Origin of the sequence: Brevibacillus sp. NSP2.1, assembly GCF_000470975.2 — a bacterium.
Classification (GTDB): domain Bacteria; phylum Bacillota; class Bacilli; order Brevibacillales; family Brevibacillaceae; genus Brevibacillus; species Brevibacillus agri.
The window spans coordinates 1222043-1237551 of record NZ_CP048274.1 but is presented as its reverse complement, the minus strand read 5'-3'; the positions used below and the strand labels follow the sequence as shown (position 1 = coordinate 1237551).

The following is a 15509-nucleotide window of genomic DNA, read 5'->3' as shown; positions in this document are numbered from 1 at the left end:
ACGTTTGTGCTAGCTTTTTCGTTTCCCCCACGGCTTGAAAACAGACAAAAGAAATAACAGGAAAAGCGAGAGCACCTGCAAGACAATGCCCGTCCAGAGCTGCCCGCTGTTGACGAGAAAAGCCGAGTTTTCCGCCGCCCCAAGCCCTTCTGCCCGGGAAATCGTCACCGCCTGCAGTGTCCACACATACATGCCGATGGGCCCGAGCAGTACAGCGACCAGCGTGAGCACTTCCTTGGCGATTATCCAGTAGTAGCGAAACAGTCCCCAGTGCGTCCAGACAGACAAAAGCACTCCGGTCACAATCGTCCCGATCGTCGACGCCCGCACACTCGTTTTCGCCAGCGCATGCATGGCGGTGTAGCAGGCAGTAAAAATGCCCGCATCGTCCGTATTCGCCGCCACGATGCTCAACACGAGAAAGATGACGGCTCCGCCCAGCATGATCGCGGAAAAGAGCAAGTGCAAAAGCAGCAGCCATTTTTTCTGGTTCAAACCGATTCTGGCCATGGTTTCACCTCTGTGCGCTCCCCACCGCTACAGTTGAAAACGGTACCCGACTCCCCAGACCGTTTCGATGTACTGCGGCTTGGATGGATCGCTTTCGATTTTTTCGCGCAGCTTGCTGATGTGCACGGTCACAGTCGCAATGTCGCCAAGGGAATCCAGTCCCCATATTTTTTCAAACAGCTCGTTTTTGCTGAACACCCAGTTCGGATGCGTCGCCAAAAAAAGCAGCAGCTCATACTCCTTCGAGGTCAGCGGAACTTCCCCGCCATTGACGTACACTTTGCGCGCGAGCTTGTCGATCCGGATGCCGCGGATGCGCAGCTCGTCCTTCGGCGCGCGCTGCGCCGCTTCGGACACGAGGCGGTCGTAGCGCGCCAGATGTGCTTTCACCCTCGCCACCAGCTCGCCCAGGCTGAACGGCTTGCTGATATGGTCGTCTGCGCCCAGGCCCAGCCCGCGAATTTTGTCTACGTCTTCCTTTTTCGCGGAGACGAGCAGGATCGGAATGTTTTTCGCCGCGCGCACCTCGCGCAAAATGGCAAATCCGTCTACCACGGGCAGCATCAAGTCCAGGATGATGAGGTCGTAATCCTCCGCCAGCGCCTTTTGCAAGCCGACCTCGCCGGAGTGCGCGACTTCGACCGCATAGCCGTTCGCTTCCAAATAATCTTTTTCCACCTCGGCGATCACTGTATCGTCTTCAATAATGAGAATGTGCTTCATCCGCTTCACCCCCTGTCCCTTTTTGCAGTGGCAAGGAAACATGAATGCTCGTCCCGCGACCGACCTCGCTGTGCGCCCAGACCCGTCCGCCGTGTCCTTCCACCAGTTGCCTGACGATGGCAAGCCCGAGCCCGCTGCCGCCTGTAGCGGTAGTGCGGGCACGGTCCGCGCGGTAAAAGCGGTCGAAGATGTAAGGCATCGCTTCCTCGCTGATCCCCGTCCCGTTGTCGGCAACCGTCACGATCGCCTCGTCGGCTGTCGCTTCCAGTTGTATCGAAAGCCGCCTGTTTTCCTGCTCCATGTATTTCAGGCTGTTGTCGACGATGTTCATTAACACCCGGTGCAGCTTTTCGCGGTCCGCCATGACGATAAGCGGCTCGCCCGCCGTCCCTGCCGCGCTGATGTGCACACCGGACAGCCGCGGCTCTAGACGCAGCTCCTGCACGCAGTCTGCCACATAGGCGCGAATGTCGACCGGCTCCAGATGAAACGGCAGCTTGTTCAAATCCAGCCGCGAATACAGCAGCAGCTCGTCAATTAAGCGATCCATCTGCACAGATTTGCCCGCGATCATTCGCATATATTTTTCGCGCTTGGCCTCTGTGTCGGCAATTCCGTCCAGCACCGCTTCCACGCACGCCTTGATCCCCGTAATCGGCGTTTTCAAATCGTGCGAGATGCTGGAGATCAGCTCTTTGCGGTTTTCCTCGTATTGCAGTTGCAGCCGGATCGAATCGTGCAGGCGAACGCGCATTTCTTCGAACGCTTCGCCCAGCTCGCCCAGTTCGTCTTTTCGCCCGAGCAGGACAGGACGTTCCAGGTTGCCTTCCTTGATCTCGTGCGCCGCCTGCTTGAGCGCGTACAGCGGGCGGATGATGCTGCGCGAGACGAGGTAGGTCAACACGCCGTTCGTCAGCCCGACAATGGCGAGGAAACTGACGACCATGGCCGCAAAGAAAGAAACGCCTGACGTAAACGCAGGGCTGTCATCGCGAAGAAAATAGAGCGTGCCCTCGCTTTTGTCCGCAAAGGCAAACGAATGCGTCTCGACGGCGTAGCCTTTGCTGCTCCACGGCGGCAAGCGGCGCGTGCGCTCATCGTGCGCAGGCGGCTGCATATACTTCGCCCAGTCCGCCTGCTCAAGCGAAGGGGAAGCGAACAGCACCGCCCCGTTTTTAGCTAACATCAGCGCTCCGCCAAGACGCCGCAACTCTTCGTCTGTCTCGGCCAGCACGTCCTGCTGCAAAAGCCGCTCCGCGTCGTAGCGGGCCAGAAAAGCAAGCCCGGCGAACAGCTCGTCCCGCCGTTCTTGCGTCTGCCGGAACAAGGGCTTCCCCGGCTCTTTTCCTGTTCCGTGCGGGAACGACTCCCCCAGAAAAAAAGCGCCCAGCAACGAGGCCACCAGTGCGAAGCAGACGACGGGAACGACAATCATGGCGATATATGATAGCAGCAGTCTCGTTTTGATCGACATGGCCGTTCCCCTCCCGCGCGTATGATTGCTGCCATTATACTACAGTCGTTTGCAAAAGGCTTACTGCGCCTCGTGCTGTCCCCAGCCGCCTTGTTTCCAGTGGCTTCGCAGCTCCTCGCGGGTGACCTTCTCCACCTGTTTTCCCGTCAAGTCAATCTGCTCAGGCACAGTTGCGGCCAGGTCGGACAGGCGGATGTCCACAGACAGGCGCAGCGTGTGCTCAGTACCTGCCGCGTCTGTGCCCACCAGCTCTACCTCGGCGGTTTGCCGCTCGATCTGGTTCTTTTCGTTCATCGTCGCGTTCAGCACGACTTGCGCAAGCTGGACGTCTTCTTGCAGAAGCGGCAGCTTCACGGCTGGCCCGTGCTCGCGAGCCGCCGCTTCCTGACTGCGCTCGGCGATCTTCGCATAGATCATCGGCCCGGCGAATTTGGCGAACATCGGCAGTTGCTCCCGGGAGAGCTGCAAGGTGACCTGCTTGCCTCCGTTCGGCAAATTCTCGACGGTCGCCTCTCTGCCAATCTCGCCGAACAAGGCGTTGTGCAACTGGCTCATCATCGCACTCGGCTCCCCATGAGCGTCTCGCCGACCCTCGCGTCCCCAATCCATTGCTTCCATGACGCGATACACGTCGCGATCCCCTTGCTTAAAAACAACCTGATCCTGCTTGCGAAACGCCTGAAAGCTACCCTCGCCGTTCGCGCCGGAAAAAGTCCCGTTCACGCTGCCCAGCCGCTGTTCGTGGTCGACTTTTGCCACCCCGTCGACTGCGAGCAGCGTCGTTTTGTTGTCCGTCAGCTCAAGCTGCGCGTGCGCGGTCATGCTCCCCGCTTCTTTCGTCTGGCGCAGAGCCGATTGGTACACCGCAAAGCCCGTGCTGTCCGCATTCGCGGATACGCCGATTCCCCACGCCATCGCTCCGCCGATCCCGACAGCCAGTCCGATTGCCAGCCATTTTTTTCGCATTCCTCATCCCTCCAGTTCAGTTCGAAAGCGACTGCTTCACTTTCTCTACCTGCGATGATAAAGGCGAGGTCTAAACGCGCTCTAAACCAATTCTAAAAAAAGTGTAAAAACAGGCGCGTGCCCACAGCGCATCTGCGGCGCACAAATCTTCCAGACATGGTATATTGGTAAAAATAACTTTACAAGAATGGACGAAAAGTGAGGTTGGAAACGATGAACAAGCAGGAAGGCTACATAGAGGTTCCTGGCGGCAGAGTGTGGTACACCCGCGTCGGCACAGGCGAACAGACACCGCTGATCGTGTTGCACGGCGGACCCGGCAATACGCACGCTCCGCTCAAGTCAACACTGCACGTATTGGGCGACGAGCGCCCCGTCATTTTTTACGACCAGCTCGGCTCGGGCAACTCCGACAGGCCGACCGATGCGTCCTTGTGGAAAACGGAGCGGTTCGTGGAAGAGCTGGCCTGCATCCGGCAAGCGCTCGGATTGGCGCAAGCGCACATCCTCGGCCATTCGTGGGGAACGATGCTGGCGGCGGCGTACTTGCTTGACACCAAGCCTGCTGGCGTCTCGAGCGTGATTTTTTCCAGCCCGTGCCTGAGCGCCCAGCGCTGGAAGGAAGACGCAGACCGCCTGATCGCCCGCCTGCCAAAAGAGGTTCAGCAGACGATTGCGCAGCACGAAGAACAAGGAACGACCGACTCGGAGGAGTATCAGGACGCGATGAAGGAGTACTACGCGCGATACGTGTGCCGCCTGGAGCCATTGCCGGAAGTTCTCGCCGAAAGCCGCCCGAAAGCGAACAAAGACGTGTACATGACGATGTGGGGGCCGTCCGAGTTTTGTCCGACAGGCAACCTGAAAACGTTCGACTACACGCCGAAGCTGCATCAGCTCGACATCCCTGCCCTGTTCGTCTGCGGCCGCCACGACGAAGCGACGCCCGAGTCGACGCGCTACTACCAGTCGCTCGTGCCGGGCGCCGAGTTTCACGTCCTGGAAAACAGCTCCCATATGGGCTATTTGGAAGAAACGGCCGAGTACGTGCAGACCGTCCGCGAATTTTTGCGCAAGGCGGACAAGCGCTGATTTCCGCCGCCGCAAGCAAAAGCCCCGTCTCGCAGCTTTTTTTAGCGAGACGGGGCTTTGCGTTTATCCGGAAACGATTCGCATCGCAGCGGCTCGCTGCAAAAATTTGACCGTCCCTTCTCCGCTGTCGGGCAGAACCGCCGGATGGCAGTTTAAAAGGCAGCCTGCCGTCCCGCAGTGAAAAACTCCGTTCGTTTTGCTCGTCTGAGAGGTGATCTCCACTTGATAGCGATCGGGCTTAAAGAAGACAGCACGATCATCGGAATTTACGCCTATTACCAAAACGGCGCGCTCCCCCTTTCTCCCCGCTAATTTCTTCCCGAGAAAAAAACGATACTCCCGTCCGGGGAAGTATCGTTTTTTGCTTACAAGCCTTGATTGGCTGCGGATTGCCGGGATGTGACCGCCACTCTCCGCCCTGCCCGGTCCAGTACCTCTCCCCGCTTCGGACGAAACGTATTCACCCGCAGCTTGTCCCCGTGCTCCAGCTCGGGCAGCAGGAAGGACGGGTTCCAGTTGATGTACCAATCTTGCTTGTCGTTTTGCGTTTCTTTAACCAAAATGGCTTTGCCTGTAAAAGAAATCGGCTCGCCAAACGTCTGCACGCTGAGCCGGTAGTGAAAGCTGATTTTCCCGTCTTCGCCCGGGACGACGTCTTCGTTGTACAGCGGTTCCACGCTGATATGCGTAGCCTCGATCCCGCTGTAGATGTTTTCATAGCGCGAGACAAACTCTTCTTTGCTCACCTTTGCTTTCGCATCCAGCGAGAGCTGCTCGTACATGTCGCTGAACTGCTGCTGCTTCCATTTCGCCGTATAGGCGGTAAAAGCCGCCTTTGCCATTTCTCCCTCTTGCTTCGACCCCTGCTGCCAATAGTCCCAGATGAGGAAGAAAAATCCCGACAAAATGACGAGAAAGACACTCCAGAAGCAAAACCATGCCTTTTTCACCAGTTCCTCACCTTCCTTTTCACACGATAAACCAGCGGAAACAGAGAATATATGGAAGAAAGCTGATGAAACGATGATATTTTGCTCACAAACAGATGTTAAGTGTCAGACAATTCTCTTCGCAGGCCGCTCGTTCATTTGCTGGCCCCGTTTTTTGGCGCAGCCGTGTTTCGCGTACAGCCAAATTAGCCAGATTAGCCAAAACAGCCGCTCCCATTTTCAGCCATTTACAAAACTTGGCTGCGCCAAGCCTTTGGTGCAGCCTTAGTTGCCCTTATACTGGACAAGAATCTTATCCCTTCTTATCTGTACAAAAAGGAAGACCGCTGGCTCGTCTCCCTTTTTCACTCTTCCCACATGTAGCCGAATCGGGGAATGGTCGTTATTTTTTTCCCGTACTTGCCCAGCCGCTTGCGCAAACGGTAGACAAGCGCATTGATTTCGGCGCGCCCGACATCCGGGACGCTGGTTTCGGCGTGAACCATTCGCTCCGGCCAGATCGACACCATGATTTCCTCATAGCTGACGGCCTGATTGGCCCGTTGATACAAAAGCGTAAGCAAGTCCATATCTTTTCCCGTCAAAGGAATCCGCGCGCCGTCCAACCGGATTTCCCGACGCTCCAGATTGATGACCAGACCGGAGGACACGGCAGCCGGAACGGTTGACTGCAGCAGCGGAAAAGAAAATTCTCTGGTGACATCCAGCTCGCTGCCTTCCGCAAAAAAGACCAGCTCGACGACTCCTTTGGCGAGACTGATGAGATCGCCGTGAAACAGCGGCTGCGGCGTTTGGCGGATCGGTGTCCCGTTCACCTCTGTTCCGTGCTTGCTCTCCAGGTCGGATATTGTATAGCGATTGCCGATTTTGCGAATCACGGCATGTCTTCTCGATACATATGGGCTGGAAAAAGCGATGTCAGGTGCAAGCTGGCTCCCTCGCCGTCCAATCGTGTACTCGTCCCTGCGCAGGAACTGGCGCTTTTGCACAAGCTCCGGATCGCCTTTTTTGATAAGGACATAGACGCCGTCTTCCAACGTTCATCACCTCAAAAAAGAGTTGCAGCTATCCGTATTTAATTACATACCAAACTGCCGGAAAGTCAACCCTTTTTTCCCTATATAGAAAAGCCGCCATCATCTTCGGCTTCCGAAAGCGCCTGACAACGACAGCTATGCTCGTTCCTTTTTGTTTTGCCTGAAGTATGAACGTCCGTGCTCTTTCGCTTGCGAGGAACTCATGAACAGCGCTTGAGTGCCGCCAGCTTTTTTGGCTCGATCGTCAGCAGGTGGCATACCCCGTTCGGGACGAACAGCTTGTACGCCATTCCTTTTGGCACAACCAGCAGCTCTCCCGCCTCGATCCAAATATTGCGCTCATGGGACATCATCAGCAATCTTCCGTTGACGACCAGAAGCATCTCGTCCTGCTGGTCGTTTTGTTGCCAGGGATACTCTCCCGAAAGCTGCTCCAGCTTGATCGCCGAATCGTTCAACTCGCCCACGACCATTGAGCTCCAAGACTCCTGTAACAATGAAAACTGTTGCGCGATGTTTATTTTCTCCATGATGGTTCTCTCCCCTTTGTCCCCACGATAATACAAAAGAGACCCAGGAAAAATAGCAGCGATCTGATAGATTTATGATATTTGCGATCACAAAGCGATAATAAGATGCAAAAAATTGTAACGAATCAAACAGGCCGGACGCGGCTTCCTCTCCGCCTCCCATCCCATAGCGAGTTTCGCCCGCCCTGGCTGGGGCTTGGCCAAGGCGAGCGTTGGAGATGGTACACCCTGAATGCGCCGCCAGCGACCTCATGTGTTTATTTTTTATTTTGATGGGGAGGCTCAAACATTTTCGTTTCAACCGGGACGTTCACGTGAAGTTCTACTGGTTTCAAATAGCTAACAACGTTGCTGTTTCCATCGTATAATTCGTATTTAGCGAGAATCCCCGAATCTTTGTCGACCCAAAAGCGAAAGGTCTGCGCGCCATGTTTGTCGCTATTCTTAATCTTGCCTGTTAAAACGATCGTATGGTGATCTAGCAACCGTTCATCCTGTTTTTCAATCTCCCAGTCGTTGTAGTCGCGCGTAAAGTTTGAGGCGATTTCATATGGAAACAAGGAGCTTTGCGCGATGCCAATGGGAGGTCGCTCACGGTAGGTTGTCACTGTCATTCCCTGAGAATCGGTACGGAAAGCTTCTTCAGGAATAAGCGTCGCTCCCGAGCGGTTGAATTTGTACTTCTTTGCGTCCAATGTTGCCGAGGAACCGTCTTCCGTACGCCATAACGTACCGTTTTTGTAATAAGTCAGCCATACTCTTGAAGGCTTGGAATCGGCATCATAGTCAGTGACTTTACTGTATCCTCCCTCCATTTCGCTCAGGCTGAGCTGATACTCAACAAGCGACTTTTTCCCTTTTCGCAAGAGCTCAAACTTACCGACCGCTGTCTCAAAATAATCAACCGTATTCAGCAACTTCGTCAGAACTTCCTTTTTGGTCATGTCGCTTGCGATTTCCGCTTGTTTTTGTGGCGAAAAAACAGTCTCCTGTTCAAGCGGCTTGGGAAGCGACGGACCCTTTTGCGCATCAGCGTGCGGTTGTACAGCTTCGCTTTGTGCCTGGGGAGAATGATTCAGGTCGGCGGCATTTGGATGGGAACAGCCGCCTGCGATCAGTGCTACTAGCAGGTGTAACCATACGATTTTCTTCACGTTTCCTCCTGATTACATTTACTTCCAAACTTTCCTTACATAATAGACGAGCGTTTGCGCAATTTGTTTCTCGGAAAATTCAGGCCCACGTGCGTTTCTCTGCTCTAAAAAAATAAGGAGGGGCTATTTCCCCTGCCTTAATTACCAATGCCCTACTTTTGATTTTTCTGCAAAATGTCCGCAGCTATCTGCTCGATCATCGCCTTTTTCCCGAGCGCGAAAAACGCTTCGTCGTAGTTTTGCTTCGTGGTTACGCGGTACACCTTGCCGTTTTTGTTCGCGCGCATATTGCTCCAGATCGCCGTGTCTTCCAGCACGTTTTGCTCGGAATCGGCGAGCAGCACGATGTGGTCAGGGTCGAGCGTCGACAGCCCCTCCAGGCTCGTCTCCTTGCCGCCCCACGGGTCCGGATCGGGAATCCCGGCCGCTTTCGGCAGCTTCAGGTCGGTGTAGATCATGTCCGCCAGCCCCGTTTTCGCGTAAATGCGAATGCCCTTCTGGGTGGCTTCGATGACCGCAAACGTTTCCTCGCCCGTCGCCGCCGCGATCTGGTCGTGCAACTCCTTCGCCCGGTCGTCATACGCCTTTAGCCATTCCTCCATTTGCGGCTTTTTCCCCAACGTTTCCGCGATGAAGTCAAACCGTTCGCGAAACGCGTTGAAGCCGTAGGGCACGCGCACAGTCGGGGCGATTTTGTTCAGTTGTTCGTATATCTTGTTTTGGCTCGGCCCGGCGAAAATCAGGTCCGGATTCGCCGCCGCAATCGCCTCGACGCTTACTTCGTTTTGAAACCAGCCCGCTACGGCGACGTCTGTACCCAGCTCTTGTTGCAGGATCGGCGTCAGCTCTGTCGGGCTCTGATACTGGCTGTTCCCCGTCAGCACCGGGCGAATTCCAAGCGCCAACAGCTCCTCTGTCGCCCCGGACACGTCCGCGATTCGCAGCGGGTTGGCCGGGATCGTCACCTCTCCGGCCGCGTCCTTGACCGTCCGTGTCTTTGGCGCTTGCGCCGCCGGCTTGTCCGCCTGGCCTGTTTGTCCTGCTTGACCGTTGTTTTCCGCCGCTTGGCTGCAGCCGCCTACGAGCAATGCCAGACCGAGCAGTCCTGCGATCCAGCCGTTCTTTCTGTTTGCCATACGTTCCGTCATCCCCCACCATTGTGATAATGATTCTCAACAACTATGCTTGATCGTACTCTTGCAAGCCGTTTGCAACTACCCGATGATGGCGAAAAATACGGTTGGCGGGATAAGAAAACCTGTAGCGAAGCCTCCCCAATGACGAGCGACCGCGTTTCGGCGGAAGGTTGTTCTCGCTGAATCGGGTAGTTTGCTCTCGAAGTTTGATCCTTTCCGATTCAGTAAAAAAAGCGGGAGAATTATCTCCCGCCTGATGCATACGGCAGCACGTGCCTTCCCCGCTTCACGTCGGACGGGTTAAGCCCGTACTGCTTGCGGAACGCCTCGGAAAAGTGGCTGAAGTTGGAAAAGCCCACAGTCAGCGCCACCTGGCTGACGTTCAGCTCGCCTGCGCGCAGCAGCTCCAGCGCTTTTTCCAGCCGCTTTTCCCGCAAATAGGCGAACACGCTCGTGCCGAACTCCTCTTTGAACCCGACTTTCAGCTTGTATTCGTTCAGTTGGGCCATGCGCGCCAGCTCGACCAGAGAAGGCGGCGCCTCCATGTGCGCGAGCAAAATTTCCCTGGCGTTGTGAATCTTCTCCCGGTCGCTGCGCGACATGCCGGGCTTGTTGCCCTCCGGTTCCCGCCCGAACAACAAAGTGTCGAACGCATGCGCGGCGATCTCCAGCGTCTTGCCTTCCGCATGCAGCTTGCGCAGTTTGGGCTGGGATGCCGGCGGCGCGATCAACTGCCGAAGCCGCATCGTCATATCCGGCCGTAGCGGCATGCGAAACATCCGGAAAGAACGGCCGCCGAGCAGCCCCTCAAATGTATAGGGCGTCCCTTCGTCCATCTGCGCGAGCCATTCGTTGAACAGCTCCACCGAAATGCCGATCGCCACCGAACGAAACGGCGCTTCGGCCAAATAGCAAAAATCCGCCTGAAAGTCGCGCATCAACTGCAGCGAGCAACTGTCCGGCACCAGGTCGTGCTGGGAACTGCCCGAGACAGCCACCTCTCCCGTCCCTTGGAGGCAAAAGCTCAACTCGACCATGGCCGCCTCCGAGCGAAAATGCATGGCGTGGTCATCCGGAAAACGGTGAAAGGAATCGACAATCTCCAAACCAGGGCGAGGCATCATTCTGTTGATGTATCCGTTCCAGCCGGACAACTCATCCCCCGCCAACTCTGTGCCGATGTCATCGAGCCGAACGTTCGGCAGCGCGTCAATGTAACTGTCGTAGATGGAATGTATGGATGTGGAATGCATGGCAATCTCCCTGTTATTAATATTTATTCTTTGCTGAAAACGATTCTTGTTCTCATCATAAAGAAAAAAGCATGGCCTTGGCAACCTTTTCGCCACGAATGATTGCCTTGGCACATGCATCGACTAATGCAAAATGTTTAACAAAATCGTCAGCGTCCCTACGCTGAAAAGCGTCGTAACCAGCACGCTGCTGGAAACGAATTGCGGGCGCATGTTGAACTGGATGGCGTAAATCGCCGTAGTCGCCGCAGAAGGCATCGCGGCGAGGATGACCAGCACCTTTTGCAGCAGCGGGTCAATCGGGAAAAACAGGCAGATCACATAGGCCAGGACAGGCGAAGCGATCAGCCGAATTACGCTGGCGGCGCTGAGCCCTTGCCACTCCAACGCTTTGGACGACACGTTGGCAAGCTGCATCCCCAGGATGAGCATGACGACCGGAATCGCCGCTTGCGCCACGAGGTCGATCGCCTGATAGTAGCTCTCGGGAATGACGATGTTGAGCTGCTGCAACAAAATCGCCAGGACGACCGCGTAGTTGGAAGGCTGCTTGAAAATCGCCCGAATCGCCGTGCCCACGCCACCCCCGCCGCGCGAAGCGAAGTAGACGCCGAACACCCCCATGATGATCGAGTGAAACACCATGATCTGGACCGCGTACGTGAACCCGGCATCCCCGTATGCGAACAAAATGATCGGCGTTCCGTAGTTCCCGCTGTTCATGAAGGCAGTGGAGAGCATCAGGGCGCTCTCCTGCGACTTGTCGTACCTAAACAGCCGCGCCGTCAACTGCGTGAGCACGATCAGCGCGCCCAGCAGCAATAACGAGATGATGACGATGTAAAACAATTGCAGGTCAAGCTCTGTCTTGTAAAACGTGCGAAAGACAAGCGCCGTAGTCAAAATGTAAATCGCCAGCGAAGAAATCGGCTTCAAATCCATTTGAAACTTGCGTTGGAGAATGTACCCCGATAAAAAAATGAGCAAAACAGGCAAGATGACTTCGAGGAAAATCATGGTCCATCCCCACTTCTGTATTCGAGTCTTGAATTAAGAATAGTATAGCAAAATTCACAAAACATTCATGACCGTTTTATCGGCCGCAAACGGTTTCATTTCCTTTTATGAAGCTCACCGGGATTTTTTCCCGAAAAAAGCCGATCCCCTCGCCAAAAAGCCGTCTCCCTGTTTCCAGAAAGACGGCTGGATGGCCGAGCCACTATTTTGCTTGTTGCAAAAAACGTTCTACCTCTGCCAAAACAGGCAGCGCGGGAATCGCGCCCGTCCGCGTCGTCGTAAGCGCACCTGCGGCGTTGGCAAAGCGGACCATGTCCCTTAGCCTCGCATCCGTCATGGCGGCCAACGGTTCAGCCGCATCCAGCAATTGGCTGAGCAGGCCGCCCCAAAAGGCGTCTCCCGCTCCGGTCGTATCTACCGTCTTTACCGCGAAGCCCGGCACGATCCCCGCGTGCTCGCGCGTTCGGTAATAGCAGCCTTGTTTGCCCAGCGTGACAAAAATGGCCTGATTGCCGCATTCCGCGAGCAGCCATTGTGCCGCCTCCGCCAAGTCGGCCATCGGCGCGAGCAGAGCCAGCTCCTCCTCCGACAGCTTGACCACGTCGGCCTGGCGAATGCCGCGGAGCGCCATTGCCTTCGCTTCTTCCATGCTCGGCCACAAGCTCTCCCTGATGTTCGGATCAAACGATACCAATCGCTTGTGCCGCCTGGCGATCTCCACCGCCTTCCAGGTCGCCGACCGCGCCGGCTCATGCGTCAAGGACAGCGAGCCGAAGTGAAACAGCCGCGCTTGGGCGATCGTCCCCTCGTCAATATCCTCCTCGCGCAGTTGCGTATCGGCTCCCGGACTCCGGTAAAACGAAAACGAGCGCTCCCCGCTGCCGTCAATATGCACAAAGGCAAGCGTGGTCGGGGCCGCCTCGGTCAGAACAAGCCCGTCCGTTCCAATCCCCAGCTCGACCAGCGTCTGCCGGAGAAAGCGGCCGAACGGGTCATTTCCGACTGCGCCGAGAAACGCCGTCTTTTTGTGAAAGCGGGACAAGGCAGCAAGCACGTTTGCCACCGCCCCGCCTGGATTTTGCTCATATGCCGCTTTTCCCGGCTCGGGATGGGGCATCGGCGTGAAATCAATCAACAGCTCGCCGCAGGCAACTACATCGGGCATGGTTCTCTCTCCTTTTCTTGCTCTGAAATCAACCTAGCCAGGCCGTCAAGGCAACAGGCAAAGCGTTCACTTCTTCGGCAAAAACAGCTCCGGCGCCGTGTACAGCGCGGGAGAGCCGCCTGTGTGCAGGAACAGCACGTGATCGTCCCGGCCAAAGCGCCCTTCGCGGACAAGCCCGATCAGGCCGGACATCGCTTTGCCCGTGTAGACCGGGTCCAGCAAAATCCCTTCCGTCCGGGCGACAAGCTGTACAGCCTCGACCATTTCCTCTGTCGGAATCGCGTAGCCTGGCCCGACAAACCTGTCCTCGCACTGCACCCACTCCGGCTGAATCTGCCCCGTGAGGCCGACGGTCGCGGCTGTGCGCTGCAAAAGCTCCAGCACCTTCGCCTCTTGGGCGGCACGGTCGCGGCTGACGTTGACGCCAATCACCTTCGTGCCAGACTGCCTCGCTGCGAACCCGGCAATCAGCCCTGCCTGCGTCCCGCCGCTGCCTGTTGCCGTCACGACGTAATCGTATGGCGTGCAGCTCTCCCACGCCTGCTGCTCGATTTCCTCCGCGCACGCCATGTAGCCGAGCGAGCCGACCTCGTTGGAGCCGCCAACCGGAATCAGGTACGGCTTTCTCCCCGCTTTTCGCAAGCTTTCGGCGAGCACGTCCATCTCTGCCAGCAAATCTTTGTCTGCGGGAACGACTTCGATTTTTTCAGCGCCCAGCAAATGGAACAGCAGGTGGTTTCCGCTCGCCTGCGGATTGTAATCGCCTGTCTCGGGCGCGGACAAAACAAGCTGGCAGCGCAATCCTTCGCGAACCGCCGCGGCCAATGTCAGGCGGCAATGGTTCGATTGGACGGCTCCGCACGTAATCAGCGTGTCCGCTCCCTGCCTGATCACGTCGGCGACCAAATATTCCAGCTTGCGCGTCTTGTTGCCGCCAGCGGTCAAGCCGAGCAAATCGTCGCGCTTGATCGAAATCGTCGGTCCGCCCAGCTCCTGCGACAGCCTGTCCAGACGCTCGATCGGCGTCGGTCCTGGCGTATATGTTCTGCGCTCATAGCGAATTGGCTTCATCTCATAAGGCTCCCTTCGAGCTTGATGGAATAATAATACGCGCTGGCTTTTGCTGATTCCTGCTCTCGTGACGGGCAGCCGCTTGCCAAGCTCTCTCGCCACAGCCGTACCGCTTTTGGACAAAAGCGCGGAAGTCTGCCGCCACCTCCGCCGATTATTTGGCTGCTGCTGCGAAAAAACCGCCCCGCCTGATAAGCGCAACATCGTTCTCGCCCGCTGTTCATCTCTTGTTCATCTTCTTCTACTACACTCCTTCTTGTAGACAATCACGAAGCGAATGGGAGATGATTTTTTTGCTGGTATGGGCTGTACTCTTCATCAATCTGGCACTGGTTACGTACACGATCGGCGTCTGGGCGGAACGCCGCTCCAGGGAGCTTGCCTGGGGGCACTTCGCCTTTTTCTGTCTGGGGCTTGTGTTCGACACGGTCGGGACGGCCTTCATGAAGCTTTTGGCTGACGGCGCCCCTTTGAATTTGCACGGCATCACCGGATTGGCTGCGCTAATCCTGATGTTTTTGCACACCGCCTGGGCAGGCTTCGTCCTGTGGAAAAAGCAAGACAGCCAGCGTAAGCAGTTTCACAAATTCAGCCTGTTTGTCTGGATTCTTTGGCTGATTCCGTACTCCATCGGTGTCGCCTTGAGCTTTCTCAACGGCTAGACGCCCCTTTTCAAAAATAAAAGCGACAAGCAGGCTGTCCAGGCGTTGGGCAGCCTGTTTTTGCGGAAACGGAATGTGCTTTTCTCGCGCAAGAACGGGATTAGACTTCGCTTATTCCGGGTATAAAATACAAACACCTGCTCGCGTGCAAAGGACAGGGAATCCGGCACGCGAGCAGATCGCTACAGTCTGCCAGCAAGAAGGGGTTTGGATGAAGAAAAGAAGAACCTATACGCTTCGCTTTATTTTGGAAATGCTTGTTGTTTTTTCTGTGCTCGCAACGATCTTGATTGAGGTCATTTCTTCTCTTCATGTCAACCGAACCTCACTCTCCAGCAACTATTTGGAAAACAACTATCATTACGCCAAAAAGCTGGCGAAAAATACAACAGACATATTGACGGCGCTGCAAAACAACATCGACGCGATTGCCAAACAAGCTGGCGACAAGCCGCTCAAAAACGCCGACCTGCAAGCGTGGTACATGGCCAATCGGCAGTATTTCCACTCGCTGCTCATAGCAGATGCGACTGGCCACATCCAGGCGGTCAGCCCGGCCGCATCAGGTGTCACGGCAGGCACCTTGCTGACCTCCCATGCCGCCCGACTCGCCCTGTCCACTATCCGCTGCACGGCACCTGGGCGGTCGACATCATCACCTGTGCCGATCAGGCATTGTACCACTCCAAAGCTACAGGGCGGAACAAGACGACCTGCTTTCGCCTGGAGGTCGCGTCCCTGTAGTCCGGGCGCCTCCCGCTGTTGAATG

General features: G+C 56.0%; 16 protein-coding genes. 3 read left to right on the top strand and 13 right to left on the bottom strand.

What is annotated here, in order from left to right:
- Positions 1-9: 9 nt before the first annotated feature.
- From M655_RS06070 to M655_RS06055, 4 genes are read right to left on the bottom strand one after another with little or no spacing between them, the layout of a single operon-like run.
- On the bottom strand, positions 10-510 hold the full coding sequence (locus M655_RS06070) for a hypothetical protein (protein ID WP_026558138.1): 501 nt from the start codon (positions 508-510) through the stop codon (positions 10-12).
- A gap of 27 nt (positions 511-537) precedes the next feature.
- On the bottom strand, positions 538-1233 hold the full coding sequence (locus tag M655_RS06065) for a response regulator transcription factor (RefSeq protein WP_005827462.1): 696 nt from the start codon (positions 1231-1233) through the stop codon (positions 538-540).
- Complete coding sequence (locus M655_RS06060) at positions 1211-2707, bottom strand: sensor histidine kinase (protein WP_005827463.1); 1497 nt, start codon at positions 2705-2707, stop codon at positions 1211-1213. Before M655_RS06060 ends, M655_RS06065 begins: the two co-directional genes overlap by 23 nt.
- A 60-nt stretch (positions 2708-2767) precedes the next feature.
- Complete coding sequence (locus M655_RS06055) at positions 2768-3673, bottom strand: hypothetical protein (RefSeq protein WP_005827465.1); 906 nt, start codon at positions 3671-3673, stop codon at positions 2768-2770.
- 213 nt (positions 3674-3886) lie between these two features.
- Here M655_RS06055 and M655_RS06050 point away from each other — a divergent pair, with 213 nt between their 5' ends.
- The gene (locus M655_RS06050; RefSeq protein WP_005827466.1) at positions 3887-4765 is read left to right on the top strand and encodes a proline iminopeptidase-family hydrolase; all 879 of its coding nucleotides are present in this window, start codon (positions 3887-3889) and stop codon (positions 4763-4765) included.
- A gap of 365 nt (positions 4766-5130) precedes the next feature.
- Here the strand turns inward: M655_RS06050 and M655_RS06045 are convergent, their stop codons facing one another.
- From M655_RS06045 to cuyA, 9 genes are all read right to left on the bottom strand, one after another.
- On the bottom strand, positions 5131-5715 hold the full coding sequence (locus tag M655_RS06045) for an NTF2-like N-terminal transpeptidase domain-containing protein (protein ID WP_007780251.1): 585 nt from the start codon (positions 5713-5715) through the stop codon (positions 5131-5133).
- A 344-nt stretch (positions 5716-6059) separates the two neighbouring features.
- Positions 6060-6752 carry an FHA domain-containing protein gene (locus tag M655_RS06040; protein WP_005827471.1) on the bottom strand — a complete coding sequence of 231 codons (693 nt, stop codon included), beginning with the start codon at positions 6750-6752 and terminating at the stop codon, positions 6060-6062.
- A gap of 200 nt (positions 6753-6952) precedes the next feature.
- Positions 6953-7282, bottom strand: coding sequence for a cupin domain-containing protein (locus tag M655_RS06035; protein ID WP_007780244.1), 330 nt, complete (start codon positions 7280-7282; stop codon positions 6953-6955).
- 257 nt (positions 7283-7539) lie between these two features.
- On the bottom strand, positions 7540-8436 hold the full coding sequence (locus tag M655_RS06030) for a LolA-like protein (RefSeq protein ID WP_025849093.1): 897 nt from the start codon (positions 8434-8436) through the stop codon (positions 7540-7542).
- A gap of 152 nt (positions 8437-8588) precedes the next feature.
- Positions 8589-9572 carry an ABC transporter substrate-binding protein gene (locus tag M655_RS06025; RefSeq protein ID WP_007780240.1) on the bottom strand — a complete coding sequence of 328 codons (984 nt, stop codon included), beginning with the start codon at positions 9570-9572 and terminating at the stop codon, positions 8589-8591.
- Positions 9573-9814: 242 nt separating this feature from the next.
- Entirely contained in the window at positions 9815-10825 is a 1011-nt protein-coding gene (locus tag M655_RS06020; protein ID WP_005832578.1) for a helix-turn-helix transcriptional regulator, read from the bottom strand.
- 123 nt (positions 10826-10948) lie between these two features.
- Positions 10949-11842 (bottom strand): AEC family transporter, encoded by an 894-nt coding sequence (locus M655_RS06015; protein WP_005832580.1) that lies wholly within the window; start codon positions 11840-11842, stop codon positions 10949-10951.
- A gap of 202 nt (positions 11843-12044) precedes the next feature.
- A complete protein-coding gene (locus M655_RS06010; protein WP_025849095.1) occupies positions 12045-13007 on the bottom strand; it encodes a carbohydrate kinase family protein in 963 nt (320 codons plus the stop codon).
- A 66-nt stretch (positions 13008-13073) separates the two neighbouring features.
- Complete coding sequence (gene cuyA / locus M655_RS06005) at positions 13074-14078, bottom strand: D-cysteate sulfo-lyase (protein WP_026558136.1); 1005 nt, start codon at positions 14076-14078, stop codon at positions 13074-13076.
- Positions 14079-14371: 293 nt separating this feature from the next.
- Between cuyA and M655_RS06000 the strand changes: the two genes are divergently transcribed.
- The gene (locus tag M655_RS06000) at positions 14372-14740 is read left to right on the top strand and encodes an HsmA family protein (protein ID WP_007784503.1); all 369 of its coding nucleotides are present in this window, start codon (positions 14372-14374) and stop codon (positions 14738-14740) included.
- 211 nt (positions 14741-14951) lie between these two features.
- Positions 14952-15506, top strand: coding sequence for a hypothetical protein (locus M655_RS05995; RefSeq protein ID WP_026558135.1), 555 nt, complete (start codon positions 14952-14954; stop codon positions 15504-15506).
- Positions 15507-15509: the final 3 nt, after the last annotated feature.